A 23,259-nucleotide genomic window follows, 5' to 3' on the forward strand; every position below is an offset into this window, starting at 1 on the left:
TGACAATAACTAAGGATCTTTAAATTGCGTTTTCAAATTTTTTTACCTCTTTCTGGTTAAGCAACAAGAGTATGAAAAAAGTTGGATAAAAAAGTTGGTTTTCCAGAATGGTGTCCTTTACTGCCTCTAAACACGATCAGTTAGCTAATGGCAACGGAGGCTGTAATGGCAGGTGACAACAATCAAAATAACCAAAACAAAGACCTAAACGACGCGGTAGAACAAACGGAAACCAATGACGCGGGTACGCCCTCCCAGCAGCAGAATCAACAAAACCAACAGAATACGATTGCTTCGACCGTAGCGACGGGTGCTGAAAATACCGATGCAGCAGACGAAGCCAATCAGGCGATGGAAGACAACCCAAGTGGTGCCGGAGCAGAGGAAGAAGCCTCGGCGTCCGGTGGTGCGGTACAAGAAGACGCGCCAGAGAGTAGCGGTGGTTCGGATGCCGCTCAATCGAACGTGGTAGACAGCGTGGCATCAGACGGTGGGTCTGGTGAAGAAGCGGCGGGCAGCGGCGGTGCAGCTTCAGGTGCGGGTGCACAAGCTGTTGGTGGCGGTGATGCCTCTGGCTCTGAAGGTGGTTCGGACGCAGAAGGCAATGAAGCACAAGGACAAGCTGTACAAACTTCGGCTGCGCCAAGTGCTTCTTCATCCGATTCTGAAGGTTCACAAGGTGGTGATAACCTAGATTCAGAAACCACAGAAGAAACTTTTGCGGTGGACGTTCAAGACACCAGTGAAGAGACCACGACGCAAGTAGAAGATGATTTCGACTCTGAAACCACGAGCGAAACGTTCCAAATTAAAGTCGAAGGTGAAAACGATGCGCCAGAGGTAGAACAAGATCTGGCTTACATCATGGATGAAGACGGCACCATTACCTTCACTCAAGAACAATTACTCGAATACGCAAGTGATGTTGATGGCGACGACCTTGTTGCGTCTAACGTCCAAGTCGGGGCGAATGCATCGGTTCAAGATAATGGTGACGGTACGTTCACTGTGGTTCCGGACGCTGATTTCAATGGTGAGCTCGACTTAACGTTTGATATCAGTGATGGTCAAGAAACCGTTTCAAGTTCTATCGATTTAACTGTTCGTCCAATCAATGACGCACCAGTGCCTGAAGATAAAACCTTTGAGGTGGAAGAAGACGGCACGCTGATCTTCACCGATGCAAATTTGCTTGCTGGCGCTACCGATATTGAAGGCGATAACCTCACCGTTGAAGGCGTGAGTTACGATGGTGGCGACGGCATCCTGACCGACAACGGTAACGGGACTTACACTTTTGCACCAAATGAAAACTTCAATGGTGACGTAAACTTCAGCTTTGATGTGTCCGACGGTACGGATACGGTTTCTGCCAACATTGATGTCAGTGTTACGCCAGTCGATGATGCGCCAGTGTCTGGCAATCTTGCTTACTCGGTGGACGAAGATGGCTCGATTCGTTTGAGCCAAGAACAGTTGTTGTCGCAAGCTTCTGATGTGGAAGGCGATGCACTGACGGCATCTAATCTTTCGGTAGATAGCAACGCGACGGTGACTCAAAATGACGATGGCAGCTTCACTATAACGCCAGACGCAGATTTCAATGGTGATATCGACATTAGCTTTGATATCTCAGATGGCACGAATACCGTTCAAGCAACCGTTGACCTAACCGTTAATCCAATCAACGATCTGCCTGTTCCTCAAGACCAACAATTCAGTGTGGAAGAGGACGGCACGCTGATCTTTACGGACGCTGACCTGCTTACTGGCGCTACCGATATTGAAGGCGATAACCTTTCTGTAACGGGAATCAGCTACGAAGGAACCGACGGCGTTCTAACTGACAATGGCGATGGCACATATAGCTTTGCGCCAAATGAGAACTTCAACGGTGATGTGAACTTCAGCTTCGACGTATCTGATGGCACAGATACGGTTTCAGCAAATATAGATGTGAGCGTCACGCCGGTGAATGATCCTCCGGTGGCTGGCTCAACGTCTTACACGGTTCACGAGGACAACTCTATTACCATTTCTGACGCGCAGCTGTTGGCAAACTCTTCGGATTTAGAAGGGGATGTCTCGATTGATAGCGTGAGCTACTCTGGCAGCGATGGTGTGTTGCAAATCAATGGTGACGGTACGTACACCTTCTCTCCAAATGAAAACTTTAATGGTGAAGTGACGCTTGATGTTGTCGTCGCTGATGAAGAAGGCGTAACGGATGCCACCACTGCTGGCATTACGGTGCTGGAAGTGAACGATCCACCAGTCGCTGGACCAACTTCTTACACCATTGATGAAGATTCAGTTCTGACGTTTAGTGAGTCGCAAGTGCTGTTGAATGCCTCGGATGTGGAAGGCGATGTAGAGCTTGTTGGCATTAGTTACGATGGTCCGGATGGCATTTTCAGCGTTAACGATGATGGCACGTGCAGCTTCGCGCCAAACGAGAACTTTAACGGGCAAGTTCAACTTGATGTGACCATTCGAGATGAAGATGGAGCTGAAGTTGATACCGTCATCAATGTGAATGTATTGCCAATCAATGATGTGCCAGTATCGGGTGATTTGGCTTACAGCGTTGATGAAGACGGCGCGATTACACTCAGCCAAGAGCAGCTTCTTTCTCAAGCGTCTGATATTGAGGGCGATGACCTGACTGCTAGCGATTTGACTGTAGATGGAAATGCAACCGTCACAGCGAACGACGATGGCAGCTTCACGATTACACCAGATGCGGACTTTAATGGTGACATTGATATCCAATTCAACATTACAGATGGCACAGACACTATCCAAGCAACGGCGGATCTAACGGTTAATCCGGTTAACGATCTTCCTGTCCCTCAAGACCAGCAGTTCAGCGTTGAAGAAGACGGCACGCTGCAGTTTACCGATGCAGACTTGCTTGCTGGCGCGACCGATATCGATGGCGATAACTTAACGGTTGATGGCATTAGCTACACAGGCAGCGATGGTGTGTTGACTGACCACGGTGATGGTACTTACACCTTTGCACCAAATGAAAACTTCAACGGCGACGTCAGCTTTAGCTTTGGTGTTTCTGACGGCACTGAGACCGTACCAGCAAATGTGGACGTGAGCGTCACTCCAGTGAACGATCCTCCGGTTGCGGGTTCTACGTCTTACACGGTTGATGAAGATAATGCGATTACCATTTCCGACGAGCAGCTTCTGGCTAACTCTTCGGATGTGGAAGGCGCAGTGTCTATCGATAGCGTGACCTATTCAGGCACGGATGGCGTATTCCAAGACAACGGTGACGGCACTTACACCTTCATGCCGAATGAGAACTTCAGCGGTGATATCAGCCTTGATGTGATTGTGGCGGATGAGCAAGGTGCGATTGACGAAACGGCCGCAGGCATTACGGTCATTGAAGTGAATGATCCTCCAGTTGCCGGTCCAACGTCTTACACGATTGATGAAGATTCAGTACTGACATTCAGTGAGTCACAAATTCTTGCCAACGCATCTGATATCGAGGGTGATGTAGAGCTTGTTGGCATCAGCTATGAAGGCTCGGATGGTATCTTTACCGTCAATGGCGATGGTACTTGTAGCTTTGCGCCAAACGAGAACTTCAATGATCAAGTTCAGTTGGATGTGACCATTCAAGATGAGAATGGGGCAACCGTTGATACGCACATCAATGTCGATGTCTTACCAATCAACGATCCACCAGTCTCGGGTGATTTGGCTTACACCATCAACGAAGACAGCTCAATTACGCTAAGCCAAGAGCAGTTGCTTGCCAAAGCGGGCGATATTGATAGCGAGAACCTTGAAGCCATCAATCTATCGACAGATGACAACGCGACGATTCAATACAACGATGATGGAAGTTACACCATCACACCGGATGAAAACTACAACGGCGATCTAGACCTGACCTTCGATATCATTGATAACGATGGTGGCTCGGTACAAGTTGGTCTGGATATTACGGTTAATCCTGTGAATGACTTGCCACAAGCGCAAGATCAACAGTTCACGGTAGAAGAAGATGGCACCTTGCTGTTCACGGATGCAGACCTATTGGAAGGCGCATCGGATATTGATGGCGATGATCTGTCTATCGAAAACGTTCTCTACACAGGTGCGGATGGCGTGCTTACCGATAATGGCGATGGCACTTACAGCTTTGCGCCGAATGAGAACTTCAACGGTGATGTTCAGTTCACATTCGATGTGTCTGACGGCACAGGTTCAACACCAGCATTCATTGATGTCAGCGTGACACCAGTGAACGATCCGCCGGTGGCAGGTTCTACGTCTTACACGGTTCAAGAAGACGGTCAAATCACCATTAGTGACGAGCAGTTGTTAGCCAACTCTTCTGATGTGGAAGGCGACGTAGCCTTGGCGAATGTTAGCTACTCTGGTAACGACGGTAGCTTCGTGGACAATGGCGACGGCACATATACCTTCACGCCAAATGAGAACTTTGACGGTAACATTTCGCTCGACGTTACGGTCATCGACCAAGATGGCGCAACGGATACAACAACCGCAGGCATCGACGTTATCGCGGTGAACGATGCACCAGAAACGTCAGGCATTCAAGCGGAGGTGGATGAAGATAACTCCATCACCATCACGCAAGAACAGTTGCTTGCGAATGCGACAGACATTGAAGGTGATGACCTTGTTGCCAGCAACCTGCAAACCAATGATCCAGATGCGACGATCGTAGCCAACGACGATGGTTCTTTCACCATTACGCACACCGAAAACTTTAATGGTGAGTTGGACTTCACTTACAACATCAGCGATGGCGAAAATGATGTTCTGACCACGCTGGATCTGACCGTTAACCCTGTCAACGATGCGCCAGAAGCGGGCGACGAAATCTTTATTCAAGCGGAAGAAGACCAAACCGTGGGTGTTTCTCTGCGTGAAGAGCCTGCGTTACGTCTCGACCAAGCCCCTGAAAACGGCATCATTGAAGCGAATCTAAATGACGAATGGGTACAGCTAGAAGTCGGGCAGGAGGTTCCTGCGGATACGGAAGTGCGCTTTATCCCAGACGATGAGGCATTAGCCAACGGTACACATACGACACAAATCGGTACGTTTGATGACAACGCGAGTGTGGATGATTGGGGGGATGAAGTTGACCCTTATACGCGTCAATTCACTGATGGTGATTTGACGGTTACCGTTCAGAGTAACGACGACCCTCTTGGTGCGTGGAATGGTAACACACACATTGGGCATGGTATTGGCGATACCGACCGCCAAGGCTTGAGTGGTGATGAAAAACTAACTGTGACCGTTGAAGGTCAAGACATCAACGAAATCAGCTTCCATCTAGATGGTCTAGGCGGCTGGTTTATGGAAGAGTCTCGCCACTTTACAGAAGTCGAAATTCGAGCATTCAACTCTGAGGGTGACTTGATCGACTCAATGACTTACCACAAAGAAGATCGTGGTAGCTATGAGACGGATTACACTCTAACGGTGAACGAGCCAGTGTCTTACTTTGAGTTAGGAACGATTCAAGGTAACGGTACTTATGTGGTTCAAAACATGACGGTTTCGCAAACTTGTCATGATGAAGCAGTATTTACATCTATTGGTATGGACGGCACGGAAATCACTGAAACGGTCGAACTGAATATCCGTGAAGGTGACAGTGAAATCGAACTGACTGCTGATCTGCCAAATGTGACCATCGATACCGAAGGTTCTACGCAGTTTGCCTCTGTGGTTATCACAGAAGAACAGCTTCTAGCACAAGCGAGTGATATCGATAGCGATGTTCTTGATATTCAAAACCTAGAGCTGGTGGGGGATAATGCGGAGCACGCGACGTTAACCGACAACGGCGATGGTACATGGACAGTCACACCTGCTGAGAACTTTTACGGTGAGATTGAGCTTGGTTACCAAGTTACAGATGGTGAACTCACTGACGACAACATCATCAACATCAACTTCGAAGCAGTAAACGATGCGCCAATCGTTTCTAGTCCGATTGTGTTGTCGACAGATGAGGATGTGGGCATTACGTTTAGCGCGGACGATCTGCTTGCCAATGCAAGTGATGTGGAAGGCGATGCGCTGTCTATCTCTGATATCTCTTACAGCGGTGATAACGGTGAGCTTGTCGACAATGGCGACGGCACTTACACCTTTATGCCGAATGAAAACTTCAATGGTGAAGTCGACATCGATTACAAAGTCTTCGATGGCACCGATGAAGTCGATACTCATCTAGATCTGACCGTTATTCCGGTCAACGATGTGCCAGTTCCTGGTGCACCGCTGCATACTCAAATGCTAGAAAACGGCACCATCATCATCGAAGCAAAAGACCTGTTATCAGGTGCGACCGATGTGGATGGCGACATTCTGCATATCGAGAATCTACTGCTTGTTGACCAGTCACAAGGTACGTTGACAGACAACGGCGACAACACCTTTACCTTCGAGCCGACAGCGAACTTCTATGGTGACGTAAATCTGACTTTCGATATCAGTGATGGTCAAGCAAGTGCACCAAGTACCGCCTCAATTGATGTCGAGATCGTCAATGAAGCACCGGAAGTCAGCGGTCCTATTGATGCAGTCGTGGACGAAGATGGCTCGATTACCATCACTCAAGAAGACTTGTTAGCGAACGCGACGGACGTGGATGGTGACAATCTTGAAGCGGTGAACCTGTCGACCAACGATCCTAATGCAACCATCGTTGAGAACGCTGATGGTAGCTTCACGATTACACCGAGCGAAAACTTCTTTGGTGAAATCGAATTTACTTATGACGTAACTGACGCGATTGAAACCGTCGCTGCGGATCTAAACCTCACCGTTAACCCAGTGAACGACCTGCCAGATGTGCCTGATTTGTCCTTCACCACAGAAGACGGCGAAGCCATCACGATTACTGAAGCAGAGTTGCTGGCTCAAGCGACGGACATCGAAGGCGATGACTTATCTGTTGTGAACGTGACGAGCTTGAGCGATACGGTTCAAGTAACAGACAATGGTGATGGCACTTACACGTTAACGCCAGAGCAGGGGTTCTTTGGTAATGTTGACCTCACGTTTGATGTGAGCGATGGCACCGATGTGGTGGCGGCGAATATCGATTTGAAAGTGGAATTTGTCAACGACACGCCAGAAGCAGCGCCAACTATTGCAAATGTGGACGAGGACGGTTCTATCCTCGTGACACAAGATATGTTGCTTGAGAATGCAAGCGACCAAGACGGTGATGATCTATACGCGACCGCGCTTGAGACTAACGATCCAAATGCAAGCATTGTTGATAATGGTGACGGTACCTATACCGTGACGCCATCTGAGAACTTTAACGGTGAAATTGCGTTTACCTATGAAGTGAACGACGGCGAGCTAAGCACATCAACCGAAATGACGCTGACGGTTAATCCCGTCAACGATATCCCAATTGTCGCACCAGCCATGTATAGCATCGAAGAAGATGGCAGTATCCTGTTTACTCAGGGGGACTTGCTCAATGGCGCTATCGATATTGAAGGTGATGACCTAACCGTTACCAGTATTAATTATTCAGGTGATGAAGGTACGGTCACCGACAACGGTGATGGTACGTTTAGCTTTGTTCCAGAAGAACACTTTAGTGGTGATTTACAGTTCAGCTTTACGGTTTCTGACGGCACGGATGAAGTAGAACAAGACATCAATGTCCACATTGAAGCGGTTGCGGATGCACCTGATCTTGCCATTACAGATGGTGATGGTGCTGTGATCGATGATAACGCTATTTTGGTTGATCCAGGCGGCATTGTTGAGCTGAATATTGCGGCTGCGCTCGTAGACCAAGACCTTTCTGAAACGCTGACTGTGACCGTTGATGGCGTGCCAGAAGGCTCCGTCATCAGTTACGACAACGAAGGTGTACTTAACGATCAAGATAACGGTATCACCAGTTTCAACGATACTGAAATCACGGTTACGTTTGAAGGTGAGACGGCGGGTTACCAAAACGCGGCTGGTTATTACAAAGTTGATGAAGACGGCAATATCACTGGAGTTGAAGTGGTGTACGAAAACGCTTCTCAAGTTGGCGGTGGTGGTGACCTTGTTCCGGGACAAGACCAATTTAGCTTCCAAATTTCGGAAGGGGAAAGCTTCAATCTGTTCTTAATTCCAAATGGTCATGCCCACAATAACTTCGACGCTCTGCCAGATGGTCAATATGAATTCCGTGCAACGGATGGTTCGCCGGCCAATATGGATACCGTCGACCCACAACTGGTGTTTGTTGGTGTTGACGGTTCAGAAACGGTGATTCAAAGCCAGTTTGGAGATGCGATCTTCCATGGTGGTTCGAGCTCTGAGCTCAACCAAGATGGCATTGAACATACCCGAACTACTGTGAACGAAGACGGTGAGTTGGTCTACGGTTTTGAGGATCTTTACGGTGGTGGTGATGCTGATTATTCCGATTTCAACTTCACCATTGATGTTGGTGAAGTAAATAGCCAGATCTACAGTGGCGAAGTGACGGTTGGGCCTGATGGCTCTGTAACACTGCCGACCACTGCTATTGATCAAGAGTTACAGATTCAGCTTCCAGAAGACTTCAATCAACAGCTAGAGGTAAACGTAACGGCTACAGCCACTGAGTTGTCTAACGGTGATGCTGAGACGGTTTCTCAAACTATTTATATCAATGCCACAGGCGCTGTTATTGAACATGCGCCAGAAGCATTGCCAGTATCAGCACTGGTTGAAGAAGATGGTTCTATCCTTATCTCGCAAGAAGATTTACTTGCGAATGCTAGTGATCAGGATGGTGATCAACTGACAGCGCTGAATTTGGCAACAGATGACGAAAACATCACCATCACGGATAATGGCGACGGTACTTACACATTAACGCCAGATGCGGACTTTAATGGTGATATTACCTTTACGTTTGATGTGTCTGATGGTGATGATGTTGTCTCAACCAACTTAGAGCTAACGGTTTCGCCTGTCAATGATGCACCAGAACCACAAGATCAAGCGTTTACTGTTGGCGAAGATGGTGTACTGACCTTTACCGATGCAGACCTGCTAACAGGTGCTACCGATATTGAAGGGGATGATCTATCTGTTGAGGGCGTCACTTACACAGGCGCGGACGGTGTCCTAACTGACAATGGTGATGGCACGTATAGCTTCGCTCCAAACGAGAACTTCAATGGCGATGTGAACTTCACTTTCGATGTTTCCGATGGCACGGACACTGTGACCGCAAATATCGATGTGAGCGTGACGCCAGAGAACGACCCACCAGTTGCAGGTAGCACGGCTTACACAGTGCATGAAGACAACTCGATCACCATTAGCAACGAACAACTATTAGCGAACTCGTCTGATATTGAAGGTGAAGTGGCGATCGACAGCGTCAGTTATAGCGGCAACGACGGTGTGTTAGAAATCAACGGTGATGGTACGTATACCTTCTCACCAAACGAGAACTTCAGCGGCGAGATGAGCCTAGATGTTGTCGTTATCGATGAAGAAGGTGCAACGGACTCTACCACTGCTGGCATTACTGTGATTGAGGTAAATGACCCACCAATCGCAGGTCCAACTGCGTACACCATCGATGAAGACCAAGTTTTAACGTTTAGTGAATCGCAAGTGCTACTGAATGCTTCGGATGTTGAAGGCGATGTTGAGCTAGTAGGCATCAGCTACGACGGTCCAGATGGTATCTTCTCAGTAAACGGCGATGGTACTTGTAGCTTTGCACCGAATGAAAACTTTAACGGCCAAGTGCAGTTGGATGTGACCATTCGTGATGAAGATGGCTCAGAGGTCGATACTTACCTCACGGTCGATGTCTTACCAATCAATGATGCACCAGTATCGGGGAACTTGGCGTACAGCGTCGACGAAGACAATTCAATCACACTGAGCCAAGAGCAGCTTCTTGCTCAAGCATCGGATGTGGAAGGTGATGCGCTGACTGCGTCTAACCTAGTGGTTGATGGCGATGCGACGGTAACTGCAAATGATGATGGTAGCTTTACCATTACGCCAGATGCGAACTTCAATGGCGACATTGATATCACGTTCGATATCAACGACGGCAGCGACACTATTGTTGCAACGGCGGACCTAACCGTTAACCCAGTTAATGACTTGTCACAGCCGGAAGATCAAGCGTTCACCATCGGCGAAGATGGCGTCTTGCTGTTCACTGATGAGGACCTGCTTGATGGCGCAACGGATATCGATGGCGATAATCTATCGGTTGAAGGTGTCACTTACATAGGCGCGGACGGTGTCCTAACCGACAATGGTGATGGTACGTATAGCTTCGCTCCAAACGAAAACTTCAATGGCGACGTGAACTTCACCTTCGATGTTTCTGATGGCACGGATACCGTGACCGCGAATATCGATGTGACAGTCACGCCAGAGAACGATCCACCAGTGGCAGGCAGCACGTCTTACACAGTGCATGAAGACAACTCGATCACCATCAGTGATGAGCAACTCCTGGCTAATTCGTCTGATATCGAAGGTGATGTTGCGATCAGCAGCGTGAGCTACAGCGGTAACGACGGTGTGCTAGAAATTAATGGCGATGGTACTTACACCTTCTCACCAAACGAAAACTTCAATGGCGATGTTAGCCTAGATGTTGTCGTGGTTGACGAGGACGGCGCGGTTGATACAACAACAGCGGGTATTACCGTTCTTGAGGTGAACGATCCACCAATCGCAGGAACAACCAGTTACACCATTGATGAAGATGAAATCATCACCATCAGTGCAGAACAGTTGTTGGCGAACTCCTCCGATATTGAAGGTGAGGTAGCACTAGATAGCGTGAGCTACAGTGGCAGTGAAGGTATCTTTACCGACAATGGTGATGGTACGTTCAGCTTTGCACCAAACCAAAACTTCAATGGTGAAGTGAATCTTGATGTTGTGGTCGTGGACGAAGATGGTGCGACCGCTTTGACGACGGCAAACATTGATGTTCTGCCAATCAATGATGCTCCAGTATCGGGTGACTTGGCTTACAGTGTCGACGAAGACAACTCAATCACGCTAAGCCAAGAGCAATTGTTGTCTCAAGCGAGCGATGTGGACGGCGATGGCCTTGTTGCTGAAAACTTGCTTGTAGATGGTAATGCGACAGTGACTGCTAACGACGATGGCAGCTTCACCATCACGCCTGATGCGAACTTCAATGGTGACATTGATATCACGTTTGATATCAGTGATGGTTCTGACACCTTGGTCGCGACGGCAGATCTAACGGTTAATCCAGTTAACGACCTACCACAACCAGAAGATCAAGCGTTCACCATTGGTGAAGATGGCGTCTTGTTGTTCACTGATGAAGATCTGCTTGATGGCGCAACAGATATCGATGGCGATGACCTATCGGTTGAAGGTGTGAGCTACACAGGTGCTGACGGTGTCCTAACCGACAATGGTGACGGCACTTACAGCTTCGCGCCAAACGAGAACTTCAATGGCGACGTGAACTTTACCTTCGATGTTTCCGATGGCACGGATACCGTGACCGCAAATATCGATGTAAGCGTGACGCCAGAGAACGATCCACCGGTGGCAGGTAGCACATCTTACACCGTACACGAAGACAACTCGATCACCATCAGCGATGAGCAATTACTAGCGAACTCGTCAGATATTGAAGGTGACGTATCTGTAGACAGCGTCAGCTACAGCGGCACAGATGGCGTGTTCCAAGACAATGGTGATGGTACTTACACCTTCTCGCCAAACGAGAACTTCAATGGTGAAGTCAGCCTAGATGTTGTCGTGGTTGATGAAGACGGTGCGACGGATTCAACTACCGCAGGTATTACAGTACTTGAGGTGAACGATCCACCAATCGCAGGCGCGACCAGCTACTCAGTGAACGAAGACGAAGTCATCACCATCAGCTCTGAGCAGCTATTGGCGAATGCTTCGGATGTTGAAGGTGACGTCGCGATTGATAGTGTCAGCTACAGCGGTTCCGACGGTATCTTTACCGATAACGGTGACGGTACATTCAGCTTCGCACCAAACGAAAACTTCAACGGTGATGTCAGCCTTGATGTGGTTGTCACTGATGAAGATGGCGCAACGGTAGCAACCAATGCAAACATCGATGTTCTTCCAGTCAATGATGCTCCAGTATCAGGTGATTTGGCTTACAGCGTGGATGAAGATGGTTCTGTCACTCTCAGCCAAGAGCAGCTTCTTGCTCAAGCCGGCGACGTGGATGGTGATGACCTAACCGCATCGAACTTGACTGTTGACGGCAATGCGACCGTTGTTGCGAACGATGATGGTAGCTTCACTATCACACCAGATGCTGACTTCAATGGCGACATTGATCTGAGCTTCGACATTACGGACGGCGATGCAACCATTCAAGCGACTGCCGATCTGACCGTGAACCCAGTGAACGACCTGCCAACGGTTGGTCAGCCACAGTTTGTTACGCAAGAAGACACCAGCTTCACCTTTACCGAAGAGCAATTGCTGCAAAATGCAGGTGATATCGATGGTGATAACCTAACGGTTGAAAACGTTGCTTCTGACAGCGGTACTTTGGTTGATAACGGTGACGGCACGTACACCTTCGCACCGAATGAAAACTTCGATGGCAACGTGAACGTGACGTTTGATGTCAACGATGGCACCGCAACCGTACCAGCAGAAGCGAACATCGATGTTCAATCTGTGGTCGATATGCCAGAGCTGTCGATTGCTTCAGACTTGGTGATTGCGTCTGATAACTTCGAGTCTGGCTCGAACGGTTGGAACGCGAACACTGAGAGCTCTCAAGGCTTCGAAACGGGCGATATGCTGGGTCGTATTGGTGGCACTGGCGGTGATGAAGCGGTCAGCAAAATCTACGAGATCCCAAGCGATGTCAACGAAGTGAATATCTCGTTTAGCTTCTACGAAATCGATTCTTGGGATGGCGAGTCGTTCCAAATCTTTGTCGGCGGCGAACAGCTAACCACCTTGGAGAATTCAGCGTTCCTTACTCAAGATGGTACGACAACGCTTTACGACTCTAACGGCAACGAAGTAGGTGAAGTTGTCCACGGCTCTTCACAAGGCGAAGGTTTCAGTGGTTGGAATGACCAAGCTCACCAAATCAACCTGACGGTTCCTGTCGAGGATGGTGAATTGCAGCTTGGCTTCGGTTCAACCTTGAATCAAGACGTTTGGGATGAATCGTTTGGTATCGACAACATCGAAATCACGGTAGCGGACGCGGATTACCAAATCATCGGTACCGAAGATACGCCAGTGCCGCTTGATATCGATGCTGCGTTAACCGATACCGATGGTTCAGAAAACCTCTCTATCTTGATTGAAGATGTGCCAGAAGGCAGCGCACTATCGGCTGGTGTTGATAACGGGGACGGCACTTGGTCACTACAACCAGGCGAGCTAGAAGGACTAGAGTTTATCCCTTCTTCGGACTTTAATGGCGATGTGACGTTAATCGTGAACGCTACGTCTACGGATGTGGATACCGGAACCACGGCGACAGCAACGCAAGATGTGACGATTCATATCTCGCCAACCAATGATGCACCAGAAGTGACTGGTGATATCAGCGCAGTTACTGCCGAAGACAACAGCATTACGCTAACTCAAGAGCAGTTACTTGAGCACGCTGTTGATATCGATGGTGACGACCTAAGCGCAATCAACCTGAGCACCAATGATGAAAATGCAACGGTTGAAATGAACGAGGATGGCAGCTTCACCATCACTCCGAGCGAGAACTTCTACGGTGACATTGAGTTTAGTTACGATGTCACGGATGGCGAAGAAGTGGTTGCGGCAGGTCTTGACCTAACCGTTACACCAGACAATGACGCGCCAGAGCCACAAGATCAAGCTTTCACCGTGGGTGAGGACGGTCTTCTTACCTTTACCGATGCTGACTTGTTAACAGGCGCGACGGATGTAGAAGGTGACAACCTAACAGTTGAAGGTGTGACTTACACAGGTGCCGATGGTGTCCTAACCGACAATGGCGATGGCACGTACAGCTTCGCACCGAATGAGAACTTCAATGGCGACGTGAACTTCACGTTCGATGTATCAGACGGTACGGATACCACCTCTGCCAACATTGATGTGAGTGTGACGCCAGAGAACGATCCACCGGTGGCGGGCAGCACGTCTTACACAGTACATGAAGACAACTCGATCACCATTAGTGACGAGCAACTACTGGCTAATTCGTCGGATATTGAAGGCGACGTAGACATCAGTAGTGTGACTTACAGTGGCAACGATGGCGTCTTCCAAGACAATGGTGATGGTACGTACACCTTCTCTCCAAACGAGAACTTCAATGGTGAGGTTAGCCTAGACGTTGTAGTTGTCGATGAAGAGGGGGCGACAGACTCAACCACTGCGGGTATTACCGTTCTTGAGGTGAACGATCCACCAATCGCAGGTGCGACAAGTTACTCTGTCAATGAAGACGAAGTCATTATCTTCACGGAAGAGCAACTGCTAGCGCAATCAAGCGATGTGGAAGGTGACGTGAGCCTAGAGAGCGTCTCTTACAGTGGTAGCGACGGCATTCTAACGGCGAATGACGATGGCACTTACAGCTTCGCGCCAAATGAAAACTTCAACGGTGGCGTAAGCCTAGACGTAGTAGTCGCTGATGAAGACGGTGCAACTGCGACAACCAACGCGAACATTGATGTATTGCCAGTCAACGATGCTCCGGTATCTGGCGACTTGGCTTACAGCGTCGATGAAGACGGTTCAATCACATTGAGTCAAGAGCAGTTACTGGCTCAAGCGGGTGACGTCGATAGCGATAATCTAGAAGCAGTGAACTTAACCGCGGTAGCCAATGCGACCGTTGTTGAGAACCAAGATGGTAGCTTTACGATTACGCCTGATGCGAACTTCAATGGCGATATCGACCTAAGCTTCGACTTGATTGATAACGATGGTGCGAGCGTGGAAGTGGGCGTTGACCTAACGGTGAACCCAATTAACGATGCGCCGCAATCAACACCAGTGAATATTGCTGGCACCGAAGATACCACCATTCTTATCACGCAGGACATGTTGCTTGCTAACGCGACAGACATCGACAACACCTACGACGAACTGTCTGCTGTCGACCTAGTGATTGATGAGCAATACGGTGACTTGCTAGACAACGGTGATGGCACTTGGTCATTCAGTCCGGCTGAGAACTTCAATGGTGATGTGCCAATGTCGTTCGGCGTCAGCGATGGTGATTTAGTTACGCCGGTTGAAGGCAATCTAAACGTCGAAGCGGTTAACGATGCACCAGAAGCGCCAACCATCCAGATGCAAGGCGAAGAAGATGTGGTCATGGTGATTGACCCAGCTTACATCGCTGATCAAGTTACGGATCTTGATGGTGACGAAATCAGCGTAGAAAGCATCACGGTTCGTGCGCCTGCAAACGCGACATTAACCCAGCAACCAGATGGTATGTACCACTTGGTGACCACTCAAGACTTCAATGGTTTGGTGGAACTGGGCTACACCGCGACGGATGGTGAAGAAGTGGTTGAAGGCTCGTTGAATGTGGATGTTATTCCAGTCAACGATGCTCCATTCAATGTGGGTAATGCCTTTATGGCAACCGACGAGGATGGCGCATTCACCTTTGACGCTGGCGACCTGATGAACTTGTTCGGCGATATCGACACTGAAAACCTAGTCGTATCACGCATTATAACCGCAGAAGGTGAAGATGGTGGTGAGGTAACAGACAACGGTGACGGTACTTGGACATTCACACCGACTGGCGATTTTGCAGGGGTTTCTGACTTGCAAGTTGTGGTGAGTGACGGTGAGTTTGAAACAGTACTTGATGTACCAGTGTTTGTTCGTCCTGTTGCGGATGGTGCGGTCATCACAACTGACCACGATGGTCCGTTAGTCTTCGGTGAGGACGAAACGGGTCACCTCGGCTTGAATGTTGGTCTAATCGACGATTCAGAAACGCTAAGTAACCTAGTGATGACTGGTTTCCCTGTTGGCTTCGAAGTTACGGATGGTGTGAACACCATTACCATTACGGAACCGGGTCAATACATCGATTTGAACGAGTGGGATATCTCAGATCTGCAAATGACGCCTCCGGCTGACTTTAATGGTGAGTTTTTCGTAACCGTGACCGCAACAACGGTGGATTATGGTGACGAGCCAGAAGAGTTCGAAGATGGTATCGATTCAGGTGACTTCGAAACCCTAGCGGGTGAAGCAGTTATCCTAACCGCTGATGACCTAATCGGATTGGCAGAAAACGTAGACGCTGACGCGGGTGATGAAGTGAAATTCGTTCACCTAGCTGATCGCAGCCAAGGTGAGATTGTCGATAACGGTGATGGCACATGGACATTCAATCCAGCACCAGGCTTTACTGGTGAAGCGGATATCGCTTACGTGATTGATAAAGACGGTGTGCTTCATGATGAGCAAACAGGTGTGGTCGTGAAAGAAGACGCACCACAAGAGAATGCTTCTCCAGAAATCGACAGCATTTCTACCACAGAAATGGCAGCGGATGGCACCTTGTCGTTCACCAATGATGACATGCTATCGACCTTGAGCGATGCAGAAGGCGACAGCTTGAGCATTGAGTCAGTGAGCCTAATGGAAGGTCAAGGTGTGATAGAGACCGATAACCAAGGTAACTACCAATTCACACCAGCAGAAGGCTACACCGGAGATGTTCAAGTTGGCTTTATTGCAACTGACGGTGAAAACCGCATTGAGAGCTTCTTTAATGTCGACATCCAAGGTGAAGGTGAAACTACTACCAGCGAAGGCTACGCACTCGCTGATGATGGTTCACTAACACTAACGGAAGCACAGTTGATTGATGAGCTTGGCATTAGCCCTTCAGCAGAAGTGTTGGATGTCGCCGATGCAAACGATGCAGGTTTCTTCGCGAAATCAGGTGATGAAGAGTGGACATACTGGCCGAACGATGACTTCGATGGCAATTTGGCTATGGATGTTCAGGTCAACGATAACGGTGAAGTATCGACTCAGAATCTGAGCATCCAAGTTGCGGACGATTCAGGGCAAAGTGACGAGCCACAAATTCAAACTGCTCAAGCATCATCAGAGCAGCAAGTTGGCGAAGCGCAACAGCCTGAAGAGCAAGCAGCAAACGGTGCAGACAGTGAAGAGGAGAGCGCAGCTGATGTGACTGCAGCACCAGGCGATACCATTTCTATCTCGGTTCCAGATGAGGTCAGCGGTAACGAATCGGTGGATTATGCAGAAATGTCCGGTCTACCTGATGGCGCATCGGTAAGCAACGCACTGGATAATGGCGATGGCAGCTTCACATTAAGTGGCAACCTGAACCAACCAGTATCGGTTGACCTACCAGAAGGTTACGAAGGTACGAGCGAAATCCAATTCCAAGGTTACGACGAATTGGGCAGCGCGGTAGAAGGTGCGAGTGGCACAGTTGAAGTTGAAGTCGATGATCAATACACCATGCAAGGTTCTGCTCAAGATCAGCAACCAGACATGGCGGGTATGGAATCTGGCGGCAGCGACTGGACAAGTGCGGGAGGCCAAGATCAAGGTGTTGACTTCACGGATGACTCTGGCAGCTTCGACTCGGATACTCAAACGGGTACTGACCAAGGCAACGATTTCGATCAAAGCTCAATGTAACCAGTCCTAGACGAGGGCAGTGTCATTGCTGCCCAAACCAAAGCCATGCAGAGTCTACTTTGCATGGCTTTTTTGTCGGATTTCTTTCTATGAGCTGTAGAAAAAACTTGGAAATTGAAAAAAGTATTCTTAGTTAGTTTATACCCAAGTAACCTCGAGATGTTAGGTTCAGCGAGAATGGCTTGGTTTGTAGACGCGGCGGCGATTTAAAGGTCTAGTGGGTCTAAATCAAGAATCGACAACAAAGTATACAAACCAAGACAGCTCGCCCTTCGGGAGCGTGTCATTGACTCGGTTTCTGTGTCAAACAACTTGGAAAGAGCTGACTATTACGCTGCGTTGTTTTCCTTGACCCCGAATCAATGACAACGCTCTGAATCCTGCATCTTGAAGTCACTTGGGTATAAGAGTCATTTACAAGGAGGAACGACATGTACCGTTATGTCAGTTCGCCAAAAGCATCGAAGTACATAGTGCCACCACCACAGCATCGTGAGTTGTCGAGTATCGATGTGCCGGAGTCGGAACTTGAGATGCGTGAAATTCTGAACAACTGGTTTGCCGATGGATTGGCGCCCATCATTCAAAATAAAGAAAATTACATCTCTGCTAATGAGCAACAGCGCTTTGAGCAGCTCAGTCGTACGGTGGGCGTGCTACTGCGTAATAAAGATTACTACTTTGCCACCAAGCGGATTCTTTCGCTGTGGGAGCAAGACTGCTTAGAAACGACTTACGTTAATTATCTGATTTTACGTAGTGAGCGCATACCATACTTCGAATAAGTCCCATTTCTTGGCTTGAAATAGTGGTTTACATGGTTTTCTTAGTAACTTTTGATACCTGTATTTAACATTTTTGTAAACATCGTTATATTTAAGGCTCATCGTTCTCAGGAGTTTATGGGTGAACCTCACGATATCAGGGAAGTTGCAGCTCAGTTTTGTGCTGCTAGCCGTACTTTTTATGGCATCAGCGGTATTCACGTATCGCAACGTCACCACCGTAGAGCAATACGCCTCTTCATTACTTAAATCCGATTTACCGACCGTCGACACCAGCCGCGGTATCCAACAGTCCGTTCAAGCGTCGCTGTCTTCTATTCGAGCCTACATGTTGCTAGGTGGCGATGAAGAGGCGAGCGCACGTCTGAGTGAGGACGTACGCAATATCATGGCGTCAACAGACGAGTCGCTTCCAACGTTGCAGGCTTTGATCTCTGAACAGGATTTTCAAGCGATTCAAAGTCAGTGGGATGCGGTAAAAGTCTCTCTAAACAAGTTGATTGAGCTCAGTCACAGTGATGAGAACTTACCCGCGCATAACCTCTTTATTAACGAAGCTGCACCCATTGCAGAAGTGGCACTTGATCAGCTTCAAAGCTTAATCAATGAAGAGTCAGGAAACCCATTTGGTGGAGACAGAAAGCGTCTGTTTAAAGTTTACGCCGACAGTTATACCTCCCTCGCCAATGCACTGTCCGCCTTGCGAGATTTCCTGTTGTACGGGCAGCAAGATCACCTAGACAAATACCACGACTTGATTAAGTACCACAATCAGTCTGTGGCGGAAATCGACAGCAAACTCGACAGACTTACCGATAACGACCAATCATTGTGGTCACTGTTTAAGGAAATGCAGCAACTGTACTCTCCTTTAGGAGAGCAGGTAATTGCATTGCGTCAATCGCCAGAGTGGAATGAATCAAACTTGTTAATGGCGAATGAACTGTTGCCAGCAGCGGATGCACTAGACCAAAGCTTAGAGACGATCGTATTGGCTCAACAAAGTCGTGCAGATCAAAGCGGACAGGGCATTAATCAGTCGATCAAAAACGTACTCACCACCATGCTGATTGCAGCGGCATTGGTTTTGTTTGCCGCAGTAGCGATTTCAAAATACATGGGCAACACCATTGGTCGCCGAGTGAAAAACTTATCGGAGCGTGCAAAGACGATCGCTTCAGGAGATGTTTCTCAGCCTCCGTTAACTGTTGTTGGGAAAGATGAATTGGCAGACCTTACCGATTCGATTAACCGCATGAACCAATCGTTAGCGAGCATTGTGGCAGGGGTGAGTGAAAAAGCGCACCAAGTGGATACCAGTATGGGGGCTTTGTTGGAATCGGCGCAAGTCACCTCATCGAATGTTGAACAGCAACAGACCAGCATTGTTGAAATGGGAAGCCAATTGGATGAAATCGCTTTAGCCGCGCGTAACACCCTAGATCAAGCCAATCAATCGGTGCAGAAGCTTTCTGATTCAAAAGGCGAGATTGAACAAGGTCGTGATGCTTTAGAGCAAAACAAAGTCACCATGGAAAGCTTGCACGGCAGCATTGAAACCGCGAGTACGCAAGTGACGCAGTTAAGCAAAGAGAGTGAAGCCATTGGCCGAGTGACGGAAGTCATTGAAGGCTTGGCAGAGCAAACCAATTTACTGGCATTGAATGCCGCGATAGAAGCAGCGCGAGCGGGCGACCAAGGACGAGGCTTTGCGGTTGTGGCGGACGAAGTACGTATGTTAGCGACTCGCACTACTCAATCGACGACAGAAATCAACGGCATCATTAATGCGATTCAACGCTCGACCAATTCGGTGGTTGAGGAGATTGAACACAGTCAATCACTGGCGGAGCAGGGCGCTGAGCACATTGAAAAAGCGGTAACTCGTTTGCTTGTCACGACTGAACAAATTGGTTCTTTGAATGAACAAATGGCAGAACTTGCGGCAGCGGCAGAGCAGCAATCTCATGCGACCAATTCGATCACTGGATTGATGTCCGGTATTACTCAATCAGTGGATGAGGTTTCGAATAACAGCCAACGTGCATCAGAGACATCATTGCAAGTAAAAGAGCAAGTTACCGAGCTGAATCAACAGATGGCAACTTTTAAAACGGCGTAGATAAGGTTTACGTCTGTTCATCGACTTTTGAACGTTAACCAAATAGTAAAAAAGCCCCAATTCTTTTTACACAAAAAGGGTTGGGGCTTTTTGTTGGATGATACGCCGATATTCGTCTACTTGCTCATTGGATTTAGCTATTTAAATCATAGTTAAAACCAAATTTTCTTCACCGAGCCGGAGTCGTAATATGACTCCATCGGCAGCAAATACTGCAAAAGAATTTTTAAACTTTATACCAATCCCGGTAAGAGAATCGTTCGTTACTACGATTGGTATCATCCTTCTAGGAGCAAGATTATGAACAAACAAGTAAGCCTAATTGGTCTAGACAGCGAACAATCAGCACAACTAGCTCAACAGCTAAATCAACTGCTAGCGCATTACCAAGTGTTGTACATGAACTCTCGCGGTTACCACTGGAACATTAAAGGTGCGCAATTCTTCGAACTGCACGTAAAATTTGAAGAGATCTACACTGATCTACAAACAAAAATCGATGAGCTTGCAGAGCGTATTCTAACTTTGGGTCATACGCCAGCGCACGCATTCAGCAACTACTTGGAAGCAAGTGAAATTAAAGAACATCAAAACGCGACTTCTGGTGAGGAGTGTGTACAAGGTCTGGTTCAAGGCTTTAGCGTTCTACTTCTAAAACAGCGTGAGATTCTACAAAACGCGGGTGAAGCAGATGACGAAGGTACAGCGGCATTGATGGGTGACTACATCCGTGAACAAGAAAAATTAATGTGGATGCTTAACGCTTACCTACAAAGCTAAGCGACGCATCACTCAAGCAATCCTTGGGAACGCATGAAACAATCGGGAATAAGTCATAAGGGGCACGTTGGTGCCCCTTTTTTTGTGTGCGTGCTTTATTTGCGTTTTTTTATGTTCGCGGTAAAGATTGGAAATGGCTCAATAAATCACTGAGTTCATTAAGCGCCAACGAGGCTGAGTCATTGAAGGTTTCTTGATTACCATGATGCACAATACAAGAGGGCATCTGAGCGTTATACGCCGCCTGTAAGTCGTAAAGGTAATCGCCGACATAAAGCACTTCATCCGGCATCAAACGCCACTCTTTCGCCAATACCTGCAGAGACAAAGGATCTGGCTTGGGCGGGAAGCATTCACGAGTGATGACTCGCTCCACTGAAATTTGGTTGTGCTCTAGCTTGCGTTGCGTGGCGATTTGACAGTTGCGCGTCACGATAGCGGTTTTGATTTCATTTTGATGCAAGTGAGCGAGCAGTTCATGACATCCAATCATTGGGGCAGACTGCTCAGCATCAGAAATCTCGTAATCAAATATAACGTTATGAGCGTGCTCTCGATGGTGAGGGTGCTCAAGTGTCTCGACAAAATCCAATAGATCTTCACTCTGCGGACAACCAAGCTGTTGTCGCAATTCGCCGAAGTTCATATCAGAACTTACCAAGGTGTTGTCTAAATCAAACACCACGGCTTTAATTTTATCGAGCTGTAAAGGGAATGGAATCATAATGACCTCGTACAACTTAACCGAACTATCGTTTTAAAAAACAAAAGGTTATTGTTAAGTTTAGATTCTTCTGCTTAGATTGTACGAAAATAAATCAACCATGTATCACAAAACAAGGACGCGCATGATCATTCCTAAACCATTACAAAAAGGCGACACCATCGGCTTTTTCTCGCCATCCTCCCCAGCCACGGTATTTGCACCAACGCGTTTTGAGCGCGCTAAAGCGTATGTGGAATCCCATGGTTACCAGCTAAAAGCAGGCTGCTTAACGGGTAAAACTGATCAATATCGCTCGGGTTCGATTCAAGATCGAGTAGAAGAATTGAATACGTTGATTCGTGATCCTGAAGTGCGCTGTATTATGTCGACCATTGGTGGTTATAACAGTAACTCATTGCTACCTTACATTGATTACGAGGCGCTGAAGAAAGATCCCAAGATCATTGTTGGCTATTCGGATGTGACGGCACTGCTCATGGGTATTTATGCACGAACCGGTATCGTCACTTTCTATGGTCCTGCTTTGGTGGCATCTCTGGGTGAATTCCCGCCAACGGTGGACGAGACCTTCGCTTCGTTCGAATCGATTGTGAATACGTTAGAGGGCTTGGATCATCAATACGCAATGCCTCAAGGTTGGACGGATGAATGGATAGAGTGGGGCGAGCAAGACCGCGCAAAGCAAACCTTGCAAAACCAGTGGCATTTCAGAGGCGAAGGCAACATCACTGGGCGTTTGGTTGGCGGAAACCTCAATACCATGACAGGCATCTGGGCAAGTGAGTTTATGCCGATTATCGAACACGGTGATATTTTGCTGTTGGAAGATTGCTTGCAGGGCATTGAAACGGTCGAACGCTCTTTTGCGCTGCTCAAGCTTTCTGGTGTGTTTGATAAAGTTGGTGCGGTTGTGCTCGGCAAGCACGAAAAGTTCAACGATAAAGGCACAGGACGAGCACCTATAGACGTGTTGCTAGAAGTGCTTAACGGTCAACCACTACCGATTTTGTATGACTTTGATAGCTGCCATACTCACCCAATGCTTACCGTTCCATTGGGCTCGACCATGACGCTCGATTTTGACAATGAAACGGTAGCAGTGAGTTTAAAGAGCTAGCTTTTTTGAATAGTTC

6 protein-coding genes are annotated in these 23,259 nt (G+C 48.1%); 5 read left to right on the forward strand and 1 reads right to left on the reverse strand.

The window, feature by feature from the left end; all coding sequences use genetic code 11:
* The first annotated feature begins 165 nt into the window (after positions 1 to 165).
* The 4 genes from ATB76_RS02640 to ATB76_RS02655 all read left to right on the forward strand — a co-directional run bounded on the left by ATB76_RS02640 (position 166) and on the right by ATB76_RS02655 (position 21,399).
* Entirely contained in the window at positions 166 to 17,712 is a 17,547-nt protein-coding gene (locus ATB76_RS02640; protein ID WP_061034540.1) for a tandem-95 repeat protein, read from the forward strand.
* A gap of 431 nt (positions 17,713 to 18,143) precedes the next feature.
* A complete protein-coding gene (locus ATB76_RS02645; protein ID WP_061034541.1) occupies positions 18,144 to 18,497 on the forward strand; it encodes a hypothetical protein in 354 nt (117 codons plus the stop codon).
* Between the two features lie 121 nt (positions 18,498 to 18,618).
* The gene (locus ATB76_RS02650; protein WP_061034542.1) at positions 18,619 to 20,619 is read left to right on the forward strand and encodes a methyl-accepting chemotaxis protein; all 2,001 of its coding nucleotides are present in this window, start codon (positions 18,619 to 18,621) and stop codon (positions 20,617 to 20,619) included.
* A 300-nt stretch (positions 20,620 to 20,919) separates the two neighbouring features.
* On the forward strand, positions 20,920 to 21,399 hold the full coding sequence (locus tag ATB76_RS02655) for a Dps family protein (protein WP_042603031.1): 480 nt from the start codon (positions 20,920 to 20,922) through the stop codon (positions 21,397 to 21,399).
* A 109-nt stretch (positions 21,400 to 21,508) separates the two neighbouring features.
* Here ATB76_RS02655 and ATB76_RS02660 read toward each other — a convergent pair whose 3' ends face one another.
* Positions 21,509 to 22,123, reverse strand: a complete 615-nt coding sequence (locus ATB76_RS02660; protein WP_061034543.1) for an HAD family hydrolase — start codon at positions 22,121 to 22,123, stop codon at positions 21,509 to 21,511.
* Positions 22,124 to 22,247: 124 nt separating this feature from the next.
* Here ATB76_RS02660 and ATB76_RS02665 point away from each other — a divergent pair, with 124 nt between their 5' ends.
* A complete protein-coding gene (locus ATB76_RS02665) occupies positions 22,248 to 23,243 on the forward strand; it encodes a S66 peptidase family protein (RefSeq protein WP_061034544.1) in 996 nt (331 codons plus the stop codon).
* Positions 23,244 to 23,259: the final 16 nt, after the last annotated feature.

It is taken from the genome of Vibrio sp. MOR3 (assembly GCF_001557775.1).
Lineage (GTDB): Bacteria > Pseudomonadota > Gammaproteobacteria > Enterobacterales > Vibrionaceae > Vibrio > Vibrio jasicida.

Bases quoted from the DNA above. Each gene is read 5' to 3' on its own strand.
- ATB76_RS02645 (WP_061034541.1), top strand. From the start codon at position 18,144: ATGTACCGTTATGTCAGTTCGCCAAAAGCATCGAAGTACATAGTGCCA.
- ATB76_RS02660 (WP_061034543.1), bottom strand. From the start codon at position 22,123: ATGATTCCATTCCCTTTACAGCTCGATAAAATTAAAGCCGTGGTGTTT.
- ATB76_RS02640 (WP_061034540.1), top strand. From the start codon at position 166: ATGGCAGGTGACAACAATCAAAATAACCAAAACAAAGACCTAAACGAC.
- ATB76_RS02655 (WP_042603031.1), top strand. From the start codon at position 20,920: ATGAACAAACAAGTAAGCCTAATTGGTCTAGACAGCGAACAATCAGCA.
- ATB76_RS02665 (WP_061034544.1), top strand. From the start codon at position 22,248: ATGATCATTCCTAAACCATTACAAAAAGGCGACACCATCGGCTTTTTC.